We start from the raw sequence: 22,025 nt of genomic DNA, 5'->3' as shown, positions 1-22,025 counted from the left end.
AGATGAACGGTTTAGCTTATTGACAATTCTATGTAGAAAACAAGAAAGTCGTACTTAGTTGCTTGCAGTTTAGTACGAGTTCGATGTGACCAAAAATCTAAAAATATCTTTCATTTACGAAGCCAGGTCATATGAGACTTGGCTTTCATCAAAAAAAGGAGAACATTTATGACCATTCAAAATAAAACTATGTTGATTACTTACTCAGATAGTCTTGGAAATAACCTTAGAGACCTGTATAAGAATTTGGAAGAACATTTTGGCGATGCTATTAGGGGAGTTCACCTTCTACCATTTTTCCCATCAACAGGTGATCGTGGATTTGCACCAGTCGACTATGATGAAGTGGATCCAGCGTTTGGTGATTGGGAGGATGTTAAGCGTTTAGGCGAGAAATATTATCTTATGTTTGACTTTATGATTAACCATATTTCTCGTCAATCTAAATATTATAAGGACTATCAAGAAAAACATGAAGCCAGTGAATTTAAAGATCTCTTTTTAAACTGGGACAAGTTTTGGCCAGAGAACCGTCCGACACAGTCTGACGTAGATTTAATCTACAAGCGTAAGGATCGTGCACCAAAGCAAGAGATTGTTTTTGCAGATGGTTCAGTAGAACATTTGTGGAATACTTTTGGTGAGGAGCAAATTGATCTTGATGTGACCAAAGAAGTAACGATGGCATTTATCCGTAAGACCATTCAACATCTAGCAAGTAACGGGTGTGATTTGATTCGTCTAGATGCCTTTGCTTATGCAGTGAAGAAATTGGATACCAATGATTTCTTTGTGGAACCAGATATTTGGGCCTTATTGGACAAAGTCCGAGATATAGCAGCTGAGTACGGTGCAGAGCTCTTACCTGAGATTCATGAGCACTATTCGATTCAGTTTAAAATAGCGGACCATGATTACTATGTTTATGATTTTGCCCTTCCAATGGTGACCCTTTATACTCTTTACAGTTCCAGAACAGAGCGTTTGGCTAAGTGGTTAAAGATGAGCCCGATGAAGCAATTTACGACTCTAGACACCCATGATGGGATTGGAGTGGTGGATGTAAAGGATATCCTGACTGATGAGGAAATTGACTATGCTTCAAATGAGCTCTATAAGGTTGGAGCTAATGTTAAACGTAAGTACTCCAGTGCAGAGTATAACAATCTAGATATCTACCAAATCAATTCAACCTATTATTCTGCACTTGGAGATGATGATGTCAAGTATTTCCTTGCCCGTCTGATTCAAGCTTTTGCCCCAGGTATTCCCCAAGTCTACTATGTGGGTCTACTAGCAGGAAAGAATGACTTGAAACTATTAGAAGAAACAAAGGAAGGTAGAAATATTAATCGTCATTACTATAGCAACGAGGAAATCGCAGAAGAAGTTCAACGTCCTGTGGTGAAGGCCCTTCTCAATCTATTTTCGTTCCGTAATCGATCAGTAGCTTTTGATTTAGAAGGAACTATTGACGTTGAAACACCAACAGCCCACAGCATTGTAATTAAACGTCAAAATAAAGATAAGTCCGTAACAGCAGTAGCAGAAATTGATTTGCAAAGTCAGACCTATCAAGTATTAGAAAACGGCAGAAAAATTCAGTTCTAGTGCTATATTAATGAAACAGTTTTTTTGTGGCGAAAACGTGTTCATTGTTCCCAAATGACGGAAAAAATGGTAGAATATAAAGATAGTTTAGCATTTATCTTCTGGAGAAATCCAGAACAGAAAGGATCCGTTTTGAAATCAATTGGATTACTGGATAAGATAAGAGGGCTTTCGAAAAAAGATTTCTTTTTGTATTTGATGATCATAAGTATCTTTTTACCTTTTTATTTGTTCTTAGCGCTCTTTGCTTTATATTTGATAGGTTTACTTGTTACTGGGGAGATGAAGGGAATTATCAAAGGATTAATCAAACATCCTGTACTTCTCTTTTTTATTGCCTATAGTAGTATCATCTCTATCGTCGCCAAGAACTGGCTTGGATTGGTTGCATCTTTACTGATGTTTCTCTTCCTCATTTTCTTTAGCTTCTACCAGAAACGTCTGACGCATGCTTTCTTTCGACTGATTCTGCAGACAATCTTGTTTGGTAGTGTGCTCTCTGCGGCTTTTGCTACTTTGGAGCATTTTCAAATTGTAAAGAAATTTAACTACGCCTTTCTTTCGCCCAATATGCAAGTATGGCACCAAAACCGTGCAGAGGTGACCTTCTTCAATCCTAACTACTATGGGATTATCTGTTGCTTCTGTATCATGATAGCTTTTTATCTCTTTACAACGACGAAGTTAAGATGGTTAAAAATCTTTTGTGTGCTAGCAGGTTTTGTGAATCTATTTGGTTTGAATTTTACGCAAAATAGGACGGCTTTTCCTGCCATCATTGCTGGTGCAATCATTTATCTTTTTACAACCATTAAAAACTGGCGTGCCTTCTGGCTCAGTATTGGAGTTTTTGGGATTGGCCTCTGTTTCCTCTTCTCAAGCGATTTGGGTGTTCGTATGGGAACCCTAGATTCTTCAATGGAGGAGCGTGTTTCAATTTGGAATGCGGGTATGACTTTGTTTAAACAAAATCCGATCTGGGGTGAAGGACCACTGACCTATATGAATTCCTATCCTAGAATCCATGCACCCTACCACGAACACGCGCACAGTCTTTACATTGATACCATTTTGAGTTATGGCTTGATTGGAACCATTCTCCTATCCATTTCTTCGGTTATCCCGGTTCACATGATGATGGATATGAGTCAGGAGTCTGGCAAACGACCAATTATCGGTCTTTATCTCTCCTTCCTTACAGTAGTCGCTGTACATGGAATTTTTGACTTGGCTCTCTTCTGGATACAGTCAGGATTCATCTTCTTGCTAGTTATGTGCAGTCTACCACTGGAACATCGAACACTGGTGTCCGAAATGACAGATTAAGTTGATCAAGATTAGAGATCTTCTACTTTAGGTAGGAGGTCTTTTTTTGTTTGGTGAAAATTATTTCTAAGTCGAAATAGTTGACAGATGGAACGACAGGTGTTACAATAAAAACAATTCGATATAGAAATAAAATGGAGAGGTCATGAAAGATAGTCATTTGGTTGCCCATCATATTCGTTTGTTGAATGGGCGGATTTTTCAAAAGTTACTGAGTCAGGATCCGGAGGCTCTTTATCGAAGTGAGCAGGGCAAGATTCTCACTGTTTTATGGAATAGTGAAACTGGCTGTGCAACTGCGACAGATATTGCGCTGGCGACTGGTCTCACCAACAATACGCTCACAACCATGATTAAGAAACTTGAGGAGCAAAACCTGGTCGTCATTAGCCCATGTGGAATAGATAAGAGAAAGAAGTATGTCGTTTTGACTGAACTTGGTTCGTCCCAGAAAGAAGTTGGCTATCGTGTTAGTCAAAAGTTGGATGCAATTTTTTATAAAGGATTCACTGAGGAAGAAATTCGTCAGTTTGAAAGCTATCAGGAACGCATTTTAGCAAATTTAAAAGAAAAAGAGGCATAAATCATGTCAAAACAAGTTAAAAATGCACAAAATCTATATATTCACGCTATTCAAGACGGGCGAGTTGCTGAGGCTCAAGCTCAGTCTGTAGGAGATACCTACATTCAACACTCGACAGGTGTGCCAGATGGGAAAGAAGGGTTTGCGGCTTTCTTTGCAAATTTCTTTGAGCGTTATCCCGAGCGTGAGATGAAAATTGTTCGCACCATTGAAGACGGCAATCTGGTCTTTGTCCATGTTCACCAATATCTCAATGGCGGAGAAGCGCAATGGGTGACGACGGATACTTTCCGTGCAGATGAGAATGGCCGTATCGTAGAACATTGGGATGTTATTGACTACTATCGTGCTCCAGAAAATGGACAGTTAGACCAGATCTGTGGAGATTTTGAAATCAAGGATTTGGATAAGACAGCAGAAAATAAAAAAATCGTTCGTCGTTTCTTGACAGAAGTTTTCCAAAATGGGGAGCTAGAGCAGTGGAGTGATTATGTGGCGGACGATTTGATTCAGCATAATCATGAGATTGGCCAAGGAAGTAAGGCTTATAAAAACAATGTGGCTGAACATGGTGTCACTTTTGACTTTGTTTTCCAGCTTTTGGGACAAGGAAATTATGTAGTCAGCTATGGACAGACTCAGATAGATGGGGTGCCTTATGCTCAGTATGACATCTTCCGTTTGGAGAATGGCTTGATTGTGGAGCATTGGGATAATAAGGAAGTTATGCCTAAGGTAGAAGACTTGACCAACCGAGGAAAATTTTAAATTGAGGACAAAGAATGATTGAATACAAGAATGTAGCGCTACGCTATACAGAAAAAGATGTTTTGAGAGATGTCAATTTACAGATTGAGAATGGGGAGTTTATGGTTTTAGTTGGGCCTTCTGGGTCAGGTAAGACGACTATGATTAAGATGATTAACCGTCTCTTGGAACCAACTGATGGAAATATTTATATGGATGGCAAGCGCATCAAAGACTATGATGAGCGTGAGCTTCGTCTTTCTACTGGTTATGTTTTACAGGCCATTGCTCTGTTTCCCAATCTAACGGTTGCGGAAAATATCGCCCTTATTCCTGAGATGAAGGGTTGGACTAAGGAAGAAATTGCTCAGAAAACAGAAGAGCTTTTGGCTAAGGTTGGCTTGCCAGTAGCTGAGTATGGGCATCGACTTCCGAGTGCATTATCTGGTGGAGAACAGCAACGGGTCGGTATTGTCCGTGCTATGATTGGTCAACCTAAGATTCTCCTCATGGATGAACCCTTTTCAGCCTTGGATGCTATTTCTCGCAAGCAGTTGCAGGTTCTGACGAAAGAATTGCATAAAGAGTTTGGGATGACAACCATTTTTGTAACCCATGATACGGATGAAGCTTTGAAGTTGGCGGACCGTATTGCCGTTTTGCAGGATGGAGAGATTCGTCAGGTGTCGAATCCTGAGACCATTTTAAAAGCTCCTGCAACAGACTTTGTTGCAGACTTGTTTGGAGGTAGTGTTCATGACTAATTTAATCTCAACTTTTCAGGATCGTTTTAGTGATTGGGTAACAGCTCTATCTCAACATTTGCAGTTGTCACTTTTGACCTTGTTACTAGCTATTTTGCTTGCTATTCCCTTGGCTGTTTATCTTCGCTATCATGAGAAGTTGGCGGATTGGATTTTACAGATTGCGGGGATTTTCCAGACCATCCCGTCTCTGGCCTTGTTGGGGCTCTTTATTCCCTTGATGGGGATTGGGGCCTTGCCAGCTTTGACAGCGCTAGTGATTTATGCGATTTTTCCGATTTTGCAAAATACCATCACTGGGCTGAAGGGAATTGATCCGAGTCTGCAGGAGGCTGGAATTGCCTTTGGGATGACCAGATGGGAGCGTCTCAAGAAGTTTGAAATTCCACTTGCCATGCCTGTTATCATGTCTGGGATTCGGACGGCAGCGGTCTTAATTATCGGTACGGCAACCTTGGCGGCCTTGATTGGGGCAGGGGGACTGGGTTCCTTTATCCTTTTGGGGATTGACCGTCATAATGCCAGTCTGATTTTGATTGGGGCCCTTTCTTCTGCAGTGCTGGCCATTGGCTTTAACTTCCTACTAAAAGTAATGGAAAAAGCGAAATTGCGGACGATTTTCTCTGGCTTTGCCTTGGTGGCTTTATTACTGGGTCTGTCTTATAGTCCAGCTCTTTTGGCTCAAAAAGAGAAAGAGAATTTGGTTATTGCTGGGAAATTGGGACCGGAACCAGAAATCTTGGCCAATATGTATAAATTGCTGATTGAAGAAAATACCAGTATGACTGCGACTGTTAAACCGAATTTTGGGAAAACAAGCTTCCTCTATGAAGCTCTGAAAAAAGGGGATATTGATATCTATCCTGAATTTACTGGTACGGTGACTGAAAGTTTACTTCAACCAGCACCTAAAGTAGGTCATGAGCCAGATCAGGTTTATCAAGTGGCGCGTGATGGCATTGCCAAACAGGATCATCTGGCTTATCTCAAACCTATGTCTTATCAAAATACCTACGCTGTAGCTGTTCCGAAAAAGATTGCTCAAGAATATGGCTTGAAGACCATTTCGGACTTGAAAAAAGTGGAAGGGCAGCTGAAGGCAGGTTTTACACTCGAGTTTAATGACCGTGAAGATGGCAATAAGGGCTTGCAATCAATGTACGGTCTCAATCTCAACGTAGCGACCATGGAGCCAGCCCTTCGCTATCAGGCTATTCAGTCAGGGGATATTCAAATCACAGATGCCTATTCGACTGATGCGGAATTGGCGCGTTATGATTTACAGGTCTTGGAAGATGACAAGCAACTCTTCCCACCATATCAAGGGGCTCCTCTGATGAAAGAAGCTCTTCTCAAGAAACACCCTAAGTTGGAGACAGTTCTCAATAAATTGGCTGGTAAAATTACTGAAAGCCAGATGAGCCAGCTCAACTATCAAGTCGGTGTTGAAGGCAAGTCAGCAGAACAAGTAGCCAAGGAGTTTCTCCAAGAACAAGGATTGTTGAAGAAATAGATTGAAAATGTCAAACTCAACTTCTTTAAATGACCATACAGAAGAATGCTCAGACAATGTTGTCTGGGCTTTTTTGATGTTAGAGTTACTGAAGGTCACTTAAAATGGAAAGGAAGAGAAAATTTTCAGGATTTTCTAAAATTTTACTGTAAATACACTTGACTATTCAGAGGATAGGTGTATAATGTGTTGTGAACTACTTAACAAATAAAGATTTCCAGCTCATGTCGACTAAGGATGGAAATCTTGTGTATAGACAGTTCAGTAGATATATAATAGAGCGTTACGTCCGAAAGTCATTCCTGACACGGCTCTTTAAAAACAAAAGGAGAAGATTATGAAAACAGAACCGATTCATCGTACCAGTATGTGGAAATTTAAGTTAAGTGCTGCCACCATGACTTTGATTCCCGCTGCCGTGGGGATTAACTATGTTGCCAAAGCCTTGGCGGAGGGGTTAAAGTTGCCCGTTTGGCTGGGGTCTTTGGGAACCTTTCTTGCCAGCATGTTGGCTGGGCCGGTTGCCGGTGCCATCAGTGGTTTCATCAACAACGTGATTTATGGGCTGACCTTATCGCCAATTTCAACCGTGTATGCGATTACCAGTATCGGAATTGGGATTGCTGTCGGAGTTTTGCACGCCAATGGGTGGTTCTCGTCAGCACGACGAGTATTTGTTTCTGCTATTATTATTGCCTTCGTTTCAGCTGTCATTTCAACGCCGCTCAACGTCATCTTTTGGGGTGGTCAGACCGGTATCGCTTGGGGTGACTCATTGTTTGCGGTAATGGTCGCCAATCATGCACCAGTGTGGCTGGCCTCATTTACCGATGAGTTTGTCTTGGATATTTTGGATAAAGTCTGCGTGGCCTACCTGGCATTCTTCATCTATCGTCAGCTGCCGAAGCGGATGGTGCACTTCTTTAGCGATGATAAATGATGACTGATAAAACATTGATTTCTGGAGCGCCACGGGTCAAGCTCAAGTGGTACCAGGTGATCGATCCGATTACTAAGCTCTTGTTCATCTTGGACATGACGTTGTTGAGCTTTGCCAGTATGAATTTATTGCTTCAGGCCGGATTAATTCTTGTCGCAACGCTGCTATTGTTATTTTCCAAATTGAGTTCTACCACCTTTAAGGCGCTGGGATTCAGCCTGTTTCTGATTTGCACCATGCTGATCATCCAAGGGTTATTTTACAGTCGGAATCAAACTGTGCTGTTTTCTGTGCTTGGGGTGTCGTTCTACAAAGAAGGCCTGATTTACGCCACCACTCTGGGTTGTCGAGTATTGGTGATTATTTTGACCAGTGGCTTTTTTATGGTGACCACAAGTATTTCAGAAAACGCGACCTATTTGGAACTGTCCGGATTGTCTTATAAAACCGTCTACGTTCTGATGTCGGTGTGTTATATTTTGCCGGAAATGATGCGCAATATGCGGAAAATCCAGCAGGCACAAAAAGTTCGCGGAACCAATCCGCAAAAAACGTTGATTCAGAAATTAAAGTCAGTCCTGCCGGTTCTAATTCCATTGGTGATTAAGACCTTGGATCAATCGATGACGCGGTCGATTTCTCTCCAACTGAGAGGTTTTGATAATCTCAACCGGACTGTCAGAACCTCCCAGCGCGTGTATCGCCTGTCGCGGACGCTGCACATTGTTCTGACTGGATTGGCAATTTTATTGATTGGGTGGAAGATATGGACGAAGATAAACGGATTGTAATTGAAAATTTGACCACCCGTTATCCGGGTACTGAGCAACCACAACTGCGTCAGATTAACGCGGAGGTTCATACCGGCCAGGTGGTTGGGATTATCGGGAATAGCCACTCCGGCAAATCGACTTTGTGCCGTGTGCTGGCAGGGGTCATTCCCAAAATTGTGTCTGCTGAGATTGAGGGCGACTGGCACATGTTTGGCCAGCGAGTGTCCGACAATTGGCCCGCTTATAATGCCATGAATGGAGTTGTACTGCAAAATCCAGCTGGCCAACTAAGCGGGTTGGCAGACACGGTTGCCGATGAAATCGCCTTTGACTTGATTAATCAGGGAATGGCTGAAGGACTGATTCAAAAACGGGTTGAAGAAGTTGCCACGCAAATGGGGCTGATTGAACAGCTGAATTTGCGTCCCGAGAGCCTTTCCGGTGGTCAGATCCAGCGGTTGGCAATTGCCACGGCGATTGTGGCTAATCCGGCTGTTTTGATTATGGATGATCCGACCAGTGAGATGGATCCCCTTGGCCGCCGGCAATTTTTCCAATGGCTGGCCCAAGTCAAAGAGACGACTGTCTTCATTGTCACTAGTGAAATTGACGATTTGTGCGAAGTCGCCGACGTTGTGTGGGTGCTGCACGAGGGTCAAATGGTAGCCCAGGGCAGGCCGGGTGAGGTGTTTAATCATTTGGCAGCTGACTGGCAGATTCCAGCCCCGACAATCCAGCAACTTGCTCAAAAAATGGATTGGCACTTGGCTGATGGCCGGTATCCGGTGAATTACGCTGATCTGAAGGAGGTTCGTTATGTCCACAATTGAACTGAGCCACCTGACGTTCACTTATCCGGAACGGTCCTTTAGCTTGGATGTTGAAGACAAACACTTCGCCGATCCGATGGTGGCGATTGTCGGCCAAAATGGTGCCGGCAAATCAACGCTCTTCAAATTGTTGACGGGCTTGCTGACACCACAAACCGGTGTGATTAAGATCGATGGAGAAAATTTTAATGATCTTAAACCAGTCGAAAAGTTACTGAAGGTTGGGATTACTTTTCAGAATCCTGACGATCAGCTTTTCAACCCGACCGTTCAACGAGAGGTGGAGTGGAATGTCGCGCAGGTCATGGATGACCACGACACGATTACGAGGCGGGCTTTAGCGGCTCTAAAAAGAGTTGGCTTGGATGATAAAACAGCTGAAAGTCCATATGACCTGTCATTGTCGGAACGCAAGCTGTTGAGCGTTGCCACAGTTTTGGCAGTGGATCCGGCGATTTATTTATTTGATGAGCCGATGATGTCGCTTGATTGGGAAAGCCGGCGCAAGTTGACCGCAATTTTCCATCAGTTGGCTGATTCGGGCCACCAAGTTGTGACCATTACCCATGACATGGATTGGGTCGCCGCCGAGTTTGAGTCGGTGTATGTTATGGAACACGGGAAGTTTGGCTTCGCCGGCAGTCCACGGGAATTGTTCAGCAATCACGAACTTGTCCAGCGAGTGGGATTACTACCACCGCGGATTATGGACATAGCGGAGTCGCTGGGTGATTCACAGACATATTTATCGGTTAATGATTATTGCCGGAAAAATCGAGATGTATAGAAAAAGTCACCTCTGCGGGTTTTCTAGGTTGAAGGATTAACTTCAGCTTCTGGCAAGAACTCACATGGGTGACTTTTGTGTTTAATAACGTTTCATGATCATCGGGTGCTTCCTCAGATCACTCGGTTTGATTTTACTTTGTTTCATGGTCATAATCATATACCATTTCTTTTGGATTTTTTGTTTGACTAATACAAAATAGGTCTTCATAGGTCTTCGCATTTTTAGCGCCCATTAGGATCATCAGTATAATTTTCTGAATTAGGAGACTGTCCCATCACTATTCGAACTTCGCCTCCCAACTTACGCTGTTCCCATTCATCCGTGAATCCTTTAAATCGCAATTCTGGAACTTTCTTTTTAACTGAATCATCTATTTTCGCCATAGTCCCCACCATTTTATTGGTTTTTCTTGTTCTTCTATCCTTTTTTGATCTTTGATTTGTTCCTGCAAATTTTCCAACTTCTCTTTAAGAGCGTTCACTTCATCTTTATATTGATTGTCTAAGTGTTTGAATTCTGTTTCCTGTGAGGGCATTTTGAGGGCTTTTAAGTTATCATTTTCCGCCTTGTATTCTTCTAGCAACTTTTTATCTTGCAAGGCTAATCGTTGTTACTGGTCTAACAAATTAGTTAGTTTTTCTATTTGTTGGTCTTTGCTACTTATTTGTTGGTCTTTGGTATTTGATTTGCTACTACTTTCTACTTTACCTAAAATTATTTTTTCTGCTTTAGAATTTATTAGATTAGACCCATTGGAACTTTTAAGCTGTAATTCTTTTGGTAACCTTTGGTAGTGATATTGAATATTTTGTTTTGTAACACTCAACTCATCCGCCAGCTCTTTGATCGTTTTTAAGTCTTCACTCATGGTTTAAGTCCTGCCTTTTAACCGTTGGTAGATATTGTTCAATGGCTGTTTTGAGGTAGCGTGCGATATTATGCTTAGAATATTCTTCACGTCTGCTGGCAACATAAGACAAGTGGTCTTTGACACTATTTAGCCCTCTTAATTCTTTCAGTTCGTCATAGAGGGGGTAAACATGGACTTGCAATCCTGCCATGATTTTTGTATCTTGCATTTCAAACGGACTTAGCAACATATTTTCTAGCAATAGCGTGGTGTACTTGCTTTTCATTGCTTCAATAGCTAGCTTATCTTCGGTTTCTGCTTTGCGTGCTTTATCTTCTTGATAGGCGGTATCTTCTAACTTATAGCTGTTATCGTCTGCTCGACGTTTCTTTCGTAACCAGATATCCAATGTTAAACCGTCCGCATCAATCGCTCGATAGAGATAATGCCAACGCCCCTTAATTTTGATATAGGTTTCATCCATTTTCCACGAATAGAAGGACTGTTTATTTTTCTTTTTCCAGAGATGATAGAGGATTTTACTGTATTCTTGAACCCACCGATAAATCGTAGTGTGACAAACATTTATTCCACGGTCATAAAGCAATTCCTGAACTTCAGATAGCTCAGATTGTAACGTAGGTAATAACCAACAGCGACAATGATGACGTCTTGTTGGAATTGTTTGCCTTTAAAATGATTCATCTCTCAAGCCTTACTAACCTTTTTTCTGCTCTTTGAGAAGCTGAAGGTCGTGCTAGTAACTACCTATTTGGTTTGATTAATTCCATCATTTATCTGGTGCTTGCCCTTCAAAAAGGCTTCTATGGTGAGGTTTTAACAACTCTCTATTTTACAATTATGCAGCCAATTGGTCTCTTGGTTTGGATTTATCAAGCCCAGTTTAAGAAAGAACAACAAGAGTTTGTCGCGCGTAAGCTGGACGGTAAAGGTTGGACCAAGTATCTTTCCATTAGTGTTCTTTGGTGGTTGGTATTTGGATTCATTTATCAGTCTATCGGAGCCAATCGTCCTTATCGTGATTCTATCACCGATGCGACTAATGGGGTTGGGCAAATTCTCATGACAGCTGTTTACCGTGAACAATGGATATTCTGGGCAGCTACCAATGTCTTTTCTATCTATCTCTGGTGGGGAGAAAGCCTGCAAATTCAAGGGAAATACCTGATTTACCTGATCAATAGTCTAGTTGGGTGGTATCAGTGGAGCAAGGCAGCAAAAAGCGCTTAAAAAAGTAAAAAAGGATCAGATGATCCTTTTTTTGTGTTAGAGCAAAATGAATAATACCGTAATGACAATAGCACTCGTTATACGAATAATGTGGTGCGATATATGTTGATTTTCTTGCTGTCGCCCGTTCCAGTAGGCACCATAGCAGACGATACTCGAACCCACAATCCATAGTAGAATGGTTGCCAGTGGGACGAAGTAAAAGATAGCTAGAGCCAGAGAAGTGATGCAACTGCCGACCAAGATGCACGTGTTTCCCAGACTGTAGTTCTTTTGTTTCATGGCTGAAGAAGCACCAGCAAGGTGAAGTAATGAGAATGCGAGAGCTAGTACGATTGTTAGTATTCCTAGAATCATCGAAGTTAACATAGTTGGTTCCTTTCTGAGTTACAGGCTTAGTTATCAAGTGGAGTTGTAGAGGTCATCTCCATTACATCAAGGTAAAATCTCACCACTTGGTCTTCTGTATAAGATTTTCCTTTTTTTAGCCACCAAGTTAGAGTCTCGATAAAGTTCGTCACAACAAAATGCTGGAGGTAGGAGGCCGGAATGTTTGGATAGGCCTCTTGCAAGTCATCCGCCACCATGGGATAGACGTGGTGTTCGAGTTCCTTGTGTAGTTGGCGGAGGAAGTAGTCGTTTTTGGAAAAAAGGAGACTGGTGACACGGTCCTGGTTTTTCTGAAAATGTAAAAAGATATGAGCGAGGTAGTCCTCGGTAGTAAAGTGTTCTTCCCTTTCAAAGAGATGATGAAAGAGGTAGCGACAGAGCTCATCTAAAAGGAGTTCCTTACTTTCATAATGACAGTAAAAAGTAGAACGTCCAACATCTGCTAGGTCAATGATATCCTGAACAGTAGTGTCATCATAGCCTTTGTCGTTTAAAAGTTGTAAAAAAGCTTGATAGATGGCTTTTTTAGTCTTGTTGACTCGACGGTCTCTTTTTAGCATATAGACACTTGAGACAAACTGTTCAGAACTGAACATGGCTGACAGTTTGCTTCTATCCTTTCTTTGGATTTTATTAGATAATACAAATGAAAGAAGTATGTATATACCCATTATACCAAAGGAGGGAGAGAAATGAGTTCTAAAACATCTATCTGGTTAGCTTTTTTCTTAAATTTAAGCTATGCGATTGTTGAGTTTATCGCAGGAGGAATCTTTGGTTCGAGTGCAGTTCTTGCTGATTCTGTTCATGACCTGGGGGATGCTATAGCCATTGGCATCTCAGCCCTCCTAGAAACAATCTCCAATCGTGAAGAAGATAGGCAGTACACCTTGGGTTACAAGCGTTTCAGTCTTTTAGGGGCTATGCTAACTGCTGTGATTCTTATGATAGGGTCTGTCCTAGTGATTTTGGAAAATATCACAAAGATAGTTCACCCGCAACCCGTTAATGAGGAAGGGATCCTCTGGCTGGGAATCATTGCAGTGGCCATTAATCTGCTAGCTAGTCTAGTAGTCCGTAAAGGAAAGACAAAGAACGAGTCAATTCTGAGCCTGCATTTTTTGGAAGATACTCTCGGTTGGTTGGCTGTCATTCTAATGGCGATTATCCTTCGATTTACAGATTTGTATATCCTTGATCCGCTCTTATCGCTTGTCATTTCCATCTTCATTCTAACAAAAGCCATTCCTCGCTTTTGGAGCGCACTCAAGATTTTCTTAGATGCTGTGCCAGAAGGGGTAGAGACCAGCGATTTGGAGAAAGATTTGGAAGCTTTGACCAATGTCAAAAGTGTTAATCAACTTAGCATTTGGTCCATGGACGGTCTAGAGAACAATGCCCTTGTCCACATTTGTATCGAGGACTGGGAGCAGATGATGGAAACTAAAGAAGCAGTGCGTCAATTTTTAGAAGAAAGAGGCGTGCAGAATATTACTATTGAAGTAGATAGCAGTCAAAGTAATCATGCGCAACATAGGCGGAGGGGAACAGCCTTGGAGCAGCACCATGGGCATCATCACTAGAAAAAACGACTTCAATAAGAGGTCGTTTTGATATCTTATTCATTCCTTGTACTTTCCCTCAGAGTCAGTCTGGTTCCCAGCATGGTTAGGCTGGGAATTTTGCGACCGTGGAGAACTTCCTTGTTAAGAATATCCATACCTGCTCGACCCATTTCTTCGGTATAGACGGTAATGCTAGAAAGGGGAGGATAGACCTGCTTGGTCAGGCTGGTGTCGTTAAAAGAAATGAGGCTGACGCGGTCTGGCAGGCAGATTCCAGCTTCTTGGAGGGCACGGAGGGCACCGATAGCTAAACTATCGCTAGCTGCAAAAAATGCTGGTGGCAGTTGGTCTCCCAAACTCTGAATAGCCTCCTTCATCAAGTCATAGCCAGACTGGGCGGTAAAGCTTCCCTGAAAGACCAGTTCTTCATGGTAGATTCCTTTTGCTTGGGTAATGTCTTTGAAATTTTCTAGCCGCTTATCCTGGATAATTTCTTCCTGGTCGGTTGTTTTCTCAAGACCTGTGAGAATTCCGATACGGTTCATCCCTTGGCTGAGGAAATGGTCTACAACTTGTTTCACAGCAGTGTAGAAGTCAGTGATAATACAGGTGTGACCTAATGAGAGGGTATCGCTGTCTATAAAGACTAGGGGTTTTTGGTATTCTTCAAAGGCAGAAATCTGTGCTCGACTGAACTTTCCAATACAGAGAATACCGATTACTTCCTCGCTCAGTGTAAAAGGATGGTCGTTAAAATAGCGCAAGATATCGTAGTCCAACTCTTGGGCTCTTTTTTCAATACCGAGACGAATCTGGTAGTAGTAGAGGTCGTCCAGTTCCCCCTGCTCGCTGACCCATTGGATAATGGCAATCTTCTGCTTGGGTTTGTGGGAATCGCCTGTCTTGAGGTGCTTGGTATAGCCTAGCTCTTCAGCGACAGTTAAAATACGGTGTCTGGTTTCTTCGGTGACAGATAGGCTCTGGTCGCGATTGAGGACGCGAGATACGGTTGCGATAGAGACAGAGGCTAGCTGTGCAATGTCTTTTAAGGTAGCCATAAATCCTCCTTCTTTTAGGTTAGTATATCATATTTTTCTTCTTTTTACCGATTGTTTAGTAAAACTTTAGTAAAAAGGATTGACCTTGGGAAATCCCTTGGATACAATAGAAGAAAACGATTACACGTTAAGGTGGCTTAACGGACAGTAAAAGGAGAAATCATATGACACAACATCTTACTGCTGAAGCTCTTCGTAAAGACTTTCTTGCTGTGTTTGGTCAAGAAGCAGACCAAACTTTCTTTTCACCAGGCCGTATCAATTTGATTGGTGAACACACGGACTATAATGGCGGGCACGTTTTTCCTGCTGCGATTTCCTTGGGAACTTATGGGGCGGCTCGTAAGCGTGACGACCAAGTCTTGCGTTTCTACTCAGCCAACTTTGAGGACAAGGGCATCATCGAAGTTCCTCTTGCTGACCTCAAGTTTGAAAAAGAGCACAGCTGGACCAACTATCCAAAAGGGGTTCTTCATTTCTTGCAAGAAGCTGGGCATGTCATTGACAACGGTTTTGATTTTTATGTCTTTGGGAATATCCCAAATGGTGCTGGCTTGTCTTCATCAGCATCCTTGGAACTCTTGACAGGGGTCGTGGCAGAGCATCTCTTTGATTTAAAACTAGACCGTTTGGATTTGGTTAAAATCGGAAAACAAACAGAAAATAACTTTATCGGAGTCAACTCTGGTATCATGGACCAGTTTGCTATCGGTATGGGGGCTGACCAACGTGCTATTTACCTAGATACCAACACCTTGGAGTATGACTTGGTGCCACTTGATTTGAAGGACAATGTTGTTGTTATTATGAATACCAATAAACGCCGTGAACTGGCGGACTCTAAATACAATGAACGCCGTGCTGAATGTGAAAAAGCAGTGGAAGAATTGCAAGTTGCCTTGGATATTCAGACCTTGGGTGAATTGGATGAGTGGGCCTTTGACCAATACAGCTACCTGATTAAAGACGAAAATCGTTTGAAACGTGCACGCCATGCTGTGCTTGAAAACCAACGTACTCTTAAAGCTCAAACAGCTCTTCAAGCAGGTGATTTGGAAACATTTGGTCGCTTGATGAATGCTTCTCACGTCTCTCTAGAACATGACTATGAAGTAACTGGCTTGGAATTGGATACCCTTGTTCACACAGCTTGGGATCAAGAAGGTGTTCTCGGTGCTCGTATGACAGGGGCAGGTTTTGGTGGCTGTGCCATTGCCTTGGTTCAAAAAGACGCTGTTGAGACCTTTAAGGAAGCTGTAGGCAAGCACTACGAGGAAGTCGTTGGATACGCTCCAAGTTTCTATATCGCTGAAGTTGCAGGTGGCACTCGCGTCCTTGACTAGTTAAAAGGAGGCTCTATCGTGACCTTAGTAGATAAATTTGTAACACACGTTATTGCTGAAAGTTCATTTGAGGAAATGGATCGAATCTACCTGACCAATCGTGTTTTGGCACGAGTAGGCGAAGGTGGTTTGGAAGTTGAGACCAATCTGGATAAAGTGATTGACCTCAAAGACCAGTTGGTTGAGGAAGCGGTTCGATTAGAGACGATTGAGGATAGTCAGACTGCGCGTGAAATCCTTGGTGCTGAACTAATGGACTTAGTAACGCCTTGTCCAAGTCAGGTCAATCGTGACTTCTGGGCAACCTATGCCCAATCTCCCGAACAGGCAATTGCGGACTTCTACCAACTTAGCCAGAAAAATGACTACATCAAACTCAAGGCCATTGCAAAAAATATTGCTTATCGTGTTCCATCTGACTACGGAGAACTTGAGATCACCATCAACCTCTCTAAGCCTGAAAAGGATCCGAAAGAGATTGCGGCAGCCAAGTTGGTGCAAGCTAGCAATTATCCCCAGTGTCAGCTTTGTATAGAGAACGAAGGCTATCATGGTCGGGTCAACCATCCAGCTCGTAGCAACCACCGTATTATCCGTTTTGAAATGGCTGGTCAGGAGTGGGGTTTCCAGTATTCGCCCTATGCTTATTTTAATGAGCACTGTATTTTCTTAGATGGGAAGCATCGTCCCATGGCGATTAGTCGTCATAGCTTTGAGCGCCTTCTGGCTATCGTAGAGCAGTTTCCAGGCTATTTTGCGGGTTCAAATGCCGACCTGCCGATTGTGGGAGGTTCTATTCTCACTCATGATCACTATCAAGGAGGCCGTCACGTATTTCCTATGGAATTGGCTCCCTTGCAAAAGACTTTTCGATTTGCTGGATTTGAGCAGGTCAAGGCTGGGATTGTCAAGTGGCCTATGTCAGTGCTACGTTTGACTTCGGATTTCAAAGAGGATTTGATCAACTTGGCGAACAAGATTTTACAGGAATGGCGACAATATTCAGACCCTGCAATGCAAATTTTGGCAGAGACAGACGGGACACCGCATCACACCATTACACCCATTGCTCGTAAACGCGACGATCAGTTTGAGTTGGACTTGGTATTGCGAGACAATCAGACATCGCCAGAGCATCCTGATGGCATCTATCATCCCCACAAGGATGTTCAACATATCAAGAAGGAAAATATCGGCTTGATTGAGGTCATGGGCTTGGCTATCTTGCCACCTCGTTTGAAAGCAGAAGTGGAGCAAGTCGCCAGCTATCTTGTAGGAGATGGTGAAGCAGTTGCAGACTATCATCAGGAATGGGCAGACCAGCTCAAAGCCCAACATCCAGATCTAGCAGATAAAGAAAAAGCCCTTGAAATCGTCAAGGACTCTGTGGGTGCTATCTTTGCGCGTGTTTTGGAGGACGCAGGGGTTTACAAGCAGACAGAACAAGGACAAGCAGCCTTTATGCGCTTTGTAGAACAGGTTGGAATTTTGCCAGACTAGGAGCTTTCTCCTTGCACAGTCCTATAAAAAGTAGTATCATAGTGTCGTTTGAAATATCAGGAGGAAACGATGAAAGATTTGCATTTTGACGCTATATCTGCCTTTGAAAATTACGAAATAGAAAAAATGAGAGATGGTCATGTTGTGGTGACGACAAAAGTAGTGGACTCGTCGCTCAACTACTATGGCAATGCCCATGGTGGCTATCTCTTTACCCTTTGTGACCAGATTAGTGGTTTGGTGGTTATCTCGCTGGGGCTTGATGGAGTGACGCTCCAGTCCTCTATCAACTACCTAAAGGCAGGAAAACTTGACGATGTACTGACCATTAAAGGAGAATGTGTCCATCATGGACGCACAACCTGTGTCGTGGATGTCGATATCACCAATCAAGAAGACAGAAATGTCTGCAAAGCCACCTTTACCATGTTTGTCACAGGTCAGCGGTCAGAAGAAAGACAGGTAAGGATATAAAGAAACAAAAAAGAGGCTCACACCTCTTTTTCTTATTTCTTTTTCCGGTTTAATACTGCATTGAGGGCAATGGCGAGTAGGCTGGCTACGACGATTCCGTTTGAGAAGAACATTTGGAAGGCTGTCGGCATGCTGACAAAGAGATTACTATTGTTTAGTCCGACACCTGCAGCGATTGAAACAGCTGCGATAAGGAAGTTGTGTTCATTGTTAGCAAAGTCAACGCGAGCGAGGATTTGCATCCCTTGAAGGGAAACAAAACCAAACATCACCAGCATGGCCCCTCCAAGAACAGGGCTCGGAATGATTTGAGCAAGGGCACCAAACTTAGGAAGGAGTCCAAGGAGGACTAGGAAACCAGCAGCGTAGTAGATTGGAAGGCGGGTCTTGATACCTGACAATTTGACCAAGCCAACGTTTTGTGAAAATCCTGTGTAAGGGAAGGTGTTAAAGATTCCTCCGAGAAGTACGGCCAGACCTTCTGCACGGTAACCGTTGCGAAGGCGCGTGCTGTCGATTGGGTCTTTTGTGATATCAGACAAGGCTAGGTAAACACCCGTTGACTCAACCATAGACACCGTTGCAATGATACACATCATGACGATAGAGGAGATTTCAAAGGTTGGCACCCCAAAGTAGAGGGGAGTAGGAACATGGACAAGTGGTGCTGCCGCAACAGGGGAGAAATCAACCAAACCCATAGTAGCAGCAATGGCGGTTCCGACAACCAGACCAATCAAAATGGAGATAGACTTGATAAATCCTTTGGTAAAGATGTTGATCAAGAGGATGATCAGAACAGTGATTGCAGCAAGCAAGAGACTTTGACCAGTTGGCTCTGGAACGTTATTTCCCATATTTCCAATAGCGACAGGAATCAGGGTCAATCCAATCGTGGTAATGACAGAGCCCGTTACGATAGATGGGAAGAGATTGGCCACTTTTGAGAAGATGCCTGAAATCAGAACCACATAAATCCCTGAAACGATAAGGGCACCAAACATAGCACCGCTACCGTGGCTTTGCCCAATCATAATCAAAGGAGCGACGGATTGGAAGGCTACTCCGAGAACGACTGGTAGTCCAATTCCAAAGTATTTGTTGAGTTGGAGTTGGAGGAAGGTGGCCACCCCACACATGAAGATATCTGTGGAGATTAGGTAGGTCAATTGCTCAGCTGAATAGCCAAGAGCTGTCGCAATCATAATAGGAACTAGGATAGAGCCTGAGTACATTGCGAGAAGGTGCTGAAGCCCTAGAACCGCAGCTTGCGAGTGTTTTTCTTGTTGATGCATTAGAGATCTGCCTCCTTAAATACGACCTGACCGTTTTCAAAACGTTCCAAACGAGCGAGTGATAGAACTGGATAGCCAGCTTTCTCAAGCAAATCACGACCATCCTGGAAGGATTTTTCAATCACGATACCAATCGCTTCAACTTTAGCTCCGGCCTGTTCGATGATTTGGATCAAGCCTTTGGCAGCTTGTCCATTTGCTAGGAAATCATCGATAATCAAGACCTTGTCCTCAGGTGAGAGGAATTTTCCAGCGATGGAGACCGTGCTCGTCACCTGCTTAGTAAAGGAGTAAACCTCAGCAGTTAAGATGCCTTCGTTCATAGTGATGTTTTTAGCTTTCTTTGCGAAAATCATGGGAACGTCTAAGGCTTCAGCTGTAAAAACAGCTGGGGCGATCCCTGAAGCTTCAATCGTTACAACCTTGGTAATGCCAGCAGATGCGAATTTTTCCGCAAAAACCTTACCAATCTCCCGCATCAAACGATAGTCAACTTGGTGGGTTAAAAAGGAATCTACCTTGAGGATGTTGTCACCCAAGATATGCCCATCCTGAAGGATGCGCTCTTCTAATAATTTCATAAGACCTCCTAAAGTCTAAACTCTTTTGTGTTTTTCTATCACCTTTATCATCTCAAAAAGGGCTAGAAAAAAGGACCTACTTAACAGATAAGCAAGCCCTCAAAATAGGTATGTTTAAAAACATACCCTCAACAGACTTACTCATTGTTAGGTGTTCCGGCACCTTGTAGAAACGTCGTGCCAATTCACGACATAAACAAGTAAAATGGTACTATTATCAAACACAATAGCGTTAATGTCATTATTTTACACTAAATAGCTTTAGAAATCAAATGTTTTGTTAGTGTTTTAATGAAAAAACGAACAAATTGAAGAAAAAAGAGCAAAAGCTCAATTGTAAGCTAACATTCATACTCAATGAAAATCAAAGAGCAAACTAGGAAGCTAACCGCAGGTTGCTCAAAACACTGTTTTGAGGTTGCAGATGGAAGCTGACGTGGTTTGAAGAGATTTTCGAAGAGTATTAGAAGAATTTTTCATCATAAAAGGCGTATTATCAGGATTTTTCAAGACCTGACAATATGCCTTTTTCTGATTTGAAAGATTTTTCCAGTCTCTATTTTTCTACTCGCTGAATCTTAAAAAATAGCCATCTGGATCTAAAACTGCAAATTCATGAGGGTAAATAAAGCTATTTTCCACTCGAAATTCTCTTTTGGTCAGCGGACGATGGATAGGATAGTCAGCTTCCAGCAGTTTTTGGTGGAGCTGAGGGACATCTTCAATGCCAAAGGAAATATTGACACCGCGCCCGAAAGGATAGGTTAGTTGGGCTAATTCTTCTGTGCTGCCTTCTTCTAGCATAAGTTGGCAGTCTTCAAGCGAGAGGAAGAGAAATTTCTCCTCTGGACGCTCGTATTCGACAGAAAATCCCAGCAAGTCGCAGTAGAAGTGGCGTGACTTTTCGAGGTCAGATACTACAAATTCAGGAATGACAGCTTGATAGTCCATTAGCTTTCTCCTTAGAGCTCAATCTCCATGACAATGGGTGTGTGGTCTTGACGAGCTCCTGAGTCAATCATGTCAGACTTGGTCACCTTGTCAGCGATGCGGTTGCTGGTGAGCCAGTAGTCGATTCTCCAGCCTGTATTGTTGATTTTAGAAGTCTTGCTGCGTTGCGCCCACCAGGTATAACGCTCGGGGACATCGCCGTGAATATGGCGGAAGGTGTCGGTAAATCCAGTTGCCAAAAGGTTGGTAAAACCAGCACGTTCCTCGTCTGTAAATCCAGGTGAACGGCGGTTGCTAGCAGGGTTTGCAAGGTCGATTTCCTTGTGGGCTACGTTGTAGTCACCCGTCGCAAGGACTGGTTTTTCTTTGTCTAACTCAGCTAGATACTCAGCATATTTGACGTCCCAGACTTGACGCTCTTCCAAGCGTTTGAGACCGTCGCCAGCGTTTGGTGTGTATACTTGCGTTACGAAAAATTCATCAAATTCTAGGGTGATGATGCGGCCTTCCAAGTCCATGGTAGAAGGGGCACCGATTTCTGGGAAGCTAATTGCTGGTGTGAGTTCTTTCTTATAGAGGAACATAGTTCCAGCGTAGCCTTTGCGAGCAGGTTCTTGAGAGGAACGCCAAGTGTTTTCATAACCTGGGAAGAGTTCTTCTAAAATTTCCAAGTGTTTCTTTGTAGGCCCTTTTGCAGAAAGCTTGGTTTCCTGGATAGCGATAATATCAGCATTTTCAGCTACCAAGGTTTGTAGGACTTCTTGGGACAATTTTGCACGAGCTGAGTCGCTCGTTAGGGCAGCATTGAGGGAATCAATATTCCATGATATGAGTTTCATAAACTTACCTTTTTCATTCAGATTACAGACTATATTATACCAAAAAAAGGC

Annotated in this window: 24 protein-coding genes, 3 pseudogenes and 1 riboswitch; of the genes and pseudogenes, 15 read left to right on the top strand and 12 right to left on the bottom strand. The window is 42.9% G+C overall.

From position 1 onward, the window contains the following. Positions 1-168 precede the first annotated feature (168 nt). The 10 genes from gtfA to FOA33_RS06900 all read left to right on the top strand — a co-directional run bounded on the left by gtfA (position 169) and on the right by FOA33_RS06900 (position 9,874). On the top strand, positions 169-1,611 hold the full coding sequence (gtfA, locus tag FOA33_RS06945; RefSeq protein WP_221161103.1) for a sucrose phosphorylase: 1,443 nt from the start codon (positions 169-171) through the stop codon (positions 1,609-1,611). Positions 1,612-1,743: 132 nt separating this feature from the next. Further along, a complete protein-coding gene (locus tag FOA33_RS06940; RefSeq protein WP_033588981.1) occupies positions 1,744-2,937 on the top strand; it encodes an O-antigen ligase family protein in 1,194 nt (397 codons plus the stop codon). Between the two features lie 145 nt (positions 2,938-3,082). Beyond that, positions 3,083-3,520, top strand: coding sequence for a MarR family transcriptional regulator (locus tag FOA33_RS06935; RefSeq protein ID WP_221161102.1), 438 nt, complete (start codon positions 3,083-3,085; stop codon positions 3,518-3,520). A gap of 3 nt (positions 3,521-3,523) precedes the next feature. Continuing rightward, entirely contained in the window at positions 3,524-4,288 is a 765-nt protein-coding gene (locus FOA33_RS06930; RefSeq protein ID WP_221161101.1) for a nuclear transport factor 2 family protein, read from the top strand. 14 nt (positions 4,289-4,302) lie between these two features. Beyond that, positions 4,303-5,031 (top strand): ATP-binding cassette domain-containing protein, encoded by a 729-nt coding sequence (locus tag FOA33_RS06925; protein WP_221161100.1) that lies wholly within the window; start codon positions 4,303-4,305, stop codon positions 5,029-5,031. Further along, positions 5,024-6,544 (top strand): ABC transporter permease/substrate-binding protein, encoded by a 1,521-nt coding sequence (locus FOA33_RS06920; protein ID WP_221161099.1) that lies wholly within the window; start codon positions 5,024-5,026, stop codon positions 6,542-6,544. The genes FOA33_RS06925 and FOA33_RS06920 overlap by 8 nt, the downstream gene beginning before the upstream one ends. A 337-nt stretch (positions 6,545-6,881) precedes the next feature. Next, positions 6,882-7,484, top strand: a complete 603-nt coding sequence (locus FOA33_RS06915; RefSeq protein ID WP_221161098.1) for an ECF transporter S component — start codon at positions 6,882-6,884, stop codon at positions 7,482-7,484. Beyond that, positions 7,484-8,275, top strand: coding sequence for an energy-coupling factor transporter transmembrane component T (locus FOA33_RS06910; protein WP_221161097.1), 792 nt, complete (start codon positions 7,484-7,486; stop codon positions 8,273-8,275). Before FOA33_RS06915 ends, FOA33_RS06910 begins: the two co-directional genes overlap by 1 nt. Next, positions 8,251-9,087 carry an ABC transporter ATP-binding protein gene (locus FOA33_RS06905; RefSeq protein ID WP_221161096.1) on the top strand — a complete coding sequence of 279 codons (837 nt, stop codon included), beginning with the start codon at positions 8,251-8,253 and terminating at the stop codon, positions 9,085-9,087. Before FOA33_RS06910 ends, FOA33_RS06905 begins: the two co-directional genes overlap by 25 nt. Beyond that, on the top strand, positions 9,074-9,874 hold the full coding sequence (locus FOA33_RS06900; protein WP_221161095.1) for an energy-coupling factor ABC transporter ATP-binding protein: 801 nt from the start codon (positions 9,074-9,076) through the stop codon (positions 9,872-9,874). The genes FOA33_RS06905 and FOA33_RS06900 overlap by 14 nt, the downstream gene beginning before the upstream one ends. A 224-nt stretch (positions 9,875-10,098) precedes the next feature. Here FOA33_RS06900 and FOA33_RS06895 read toward each other — a convergent pair whose 3' ends face one another. The 5 genes and pseudogenes from FOA33_RS06895 to FOA33_RS09255 form a co-directional block, all read right to left on the bottom strand. Next, positions 10,099-10,260, bottom strand: coding sequence for a hypothetical protein (locus FOA33_RS06895; RefSeq protein WP_221161094.1), 162 nt, complete (start codon positions 10,258-10,260; stop codon positions 10,099-10,101). Next, complete coding sequence (locus tag FOA33_RS06890) at positions 10,248-10,475, bottom strand: hypothetical protein (protein WP_001152920.1); 228 nt, start codon at positions 10,473-10,475, stop codon at positions 10,248-10,250. The genes FOA33_RS06895 and FOA33_RS06890 overlap by 13 nt, the downstream gene beginning before the upstream one ends. 12 nt (positions 10,476-10,487) lie before the next feature. Further along, positions 10,488-10,745, bottom strand: a complete 258-nt coding sequence (locus FOA33_RS06885; RefSeq protein WP_001287840.1) for a plasmid replication protein — start codon at positions 10,743-10,745, stop codon at positions 10,488-10,490. Further along, positions 10,738-11,058 (bottom strand): annotated as a pseudogene (locus FOA33_RS06880) (DNA replication protein); the annotation flags it as partial. The pseudogene FOA33_RS06880 and the gene FOA33_RS06885, both read right to left, overlap by 8 nt. Before the next feature lie 24 nt (positions 11,059-11,082). Further along, positions 11,083-11,432, bottom strand: a pseudogene (locus FOA33_RS09255) (IS6 family transposase); the annotation flags it as partial. A 39-nt stretch (positions 11,433-11,471) separates the two neighbouring features. On the opposite strand from FOA33_RS09255, the pseudogene pnuC reads away from it, so the two are divergent. Then, a pseudogene (pnuC, locus tag FOA33_RS06875) lies at positions 11,472-11,978 on the top strand (nicotinamide riboside transporter PnuC); the annotation flags it as partial. Positions 11,979-12,014: 36 nt separating this feature from the next. Here the strand turns inward: pnuC and FOA33_RS09250 are convergent. Both FOA33_RS09250 and FOA33_RS06870 read right to left on the bottom strand, forming a co-directional pair. Continuing rightward, a complete protein-coding gene (locus FOA33_RS09250) occupies positions 12,015-12,347 on the bottom strand; it encodes a glucuronide permease (protein ID WP_259664483.1) in 333 nt (110 codons plus the stop codon). 26 nt (positions 12,348-12,373) lie between these two features. Beyond that, entirely contained in the window at positions 12,374-12,928 is a 555-nt protein-coding gene (locus FOA33_RS06870; RefSeq protein WP_221161290.1) for a TetR/AcrR family transcriptional regulator, read from the bottom strand. A gap of 132 nt (positions 12,929-13,060) precedes the next feature. Between FOA33_RS06870 and FOA33_RS06865 the strand changes: the two genes are divergently transcribed. Next, entirely contained in the window at positions 13,061-13,951 is an 891-nt protein-coding gene (locus tag FOA33_RS06865) for a cation diffusion facilitator family transporter (RefSeq protein ID WP_221161092.1), read from the top strand. Between the two features lie 35 nt (positions 13,952-13,986). On the opposite strand, the gene galR is transcribed toward FOA33_RS06865, so the two are convergent. After that, positions 13,987-14,991: a LacI family DNA-binding transcriptional regulator gene (gene galR / locus FOA33_RS06860; protein ID WP_213988226.1), complete on the bottom strand. Its 1,005-nt coding sequence runs from the start codon at positions 14,989-14,991 to the stop codon at positions 13,987-13,989. Between the two features lie 164 nt (positions 14,992-15,155). Between galR and FOA33_RS06855 the strand changes: the two genes are divergently transcribed. From FOA33_RS06855 to FOA33_RS06845, 3 genes are all read left to right on the top strand, one after another. Then, positions 15,156-16,334: a galactokinase gene (locus FOA33_RS06855; protein WP_221161091.1), complete on the top strand. Its 1,179-nt coding sequence runs from the start codon at positions 15,156-15,158 to the stop codon at positions 16,332-16,334. Between the two features lie 18 nt (positions 16,335-16,352). Beyond that, positions 16,353-17,834 carry a UDP-glucose--hexose-1-phosphate uridylyltransferase gene (locus FOA33_RS06850; protein WP_221161090.1) on the top strand — a complete coding sequence of 494 codons (1,482 nt, stop codon included), beginning with the start codon at positions 16,353-16,355 and terminating at the stop codon, positions 17,832-17,834. Positions 17,835-17,903: 69 nt separating this feature from the next. Then, positions 17,904-18,308 carry a PaaI family thioesterase gene (locus tag FOA33_RS06845; protein WP_000653835.1) on the top strand — a complete coding sequence of 135 codons (405 nt, stop codon included), beginning with the start codon at positions 17,904-17,906 and terminating at the stop codon, positions 18,306-18,308. Between the two features lie 32 nt (positions 18,309-18,340). On the opposite strand, the gene FOA33_RS06840 is transcribed toward FOA33_RS06845, so the two are convergent. The 4 genes from FOA33_RS06840 to FOA33_RS06825 all read right to left on the bottom strand — a co-directional run bounded on the left by FOA33_RS06840 (position 18,341) and on the right by FOA33_RS06825 (position 21,974). Beyond that, complete coding sequence (locus FOA33_RS06840) at positions 18,341-19,603, bottom strand: nucleobase:cation symporter-2 family protein (RefSeq protein ID WP_221161089.1); 1,263 nt, start codon at positions 19,601-19,603, stop codon at positions 18,341-18,343. After that, positions 19,603-20,184: a xanthine phosphoribosyltransferase gene (locus FOA33_RS06835; protein WP_044020318.1), complete on the bottom strand. Its 582-nt coding sequence runs from the start codon at positions 20,182-20,184 to the stop codon at positions 19,603-19,605. Before FOA33_RS06835 ends, FOA33_RS06840 begins: the two co-directional genes overlap by 1 nt. 124 nt (positions 20,185-20,308) lie before the next feature. Next, positions 20,309-20,404: riboswitch (purine riboswitch) on the bottom strand. 344 nt (positions 20,405-20,748) lie between these two features. Continuing rightward, positions 20,749-21,135, bottom strand: coding sequence for a bleomycin resistance protein (locus tag FOA33_RS06830; RefSeq protein ID WP_221161088.1), 387 nt, complete (start codon positions 21,133-21,135; stop codon positions 20,749-20,751). Positions 21,136-21,146: 11 nt separating this feature from the next. Then, a complete protein-coding gene (locus tag FOA33_RS06825; protein ID WP_221161087.1) occupies positions 21,147-21,974 on the bottom strand; it encodes an exodeoxyribonuclease III in 828 nt (275 codons plus the stop codon). Positions 21,975-22,025: the final 51 nt, after the last annotated feature.

The organism is Streptococcus cristatus, from assembly GCF_019685515.1.
In the GTDB taxonomy this organism is placed as follows: Bacteria; Bacillota; Bacilli; order Lactobacillales; family Streptococcaceae; genus Streptococcus.
This window is presented reverse-complemented; position numbering and strand designations above follow the sequence as displayed.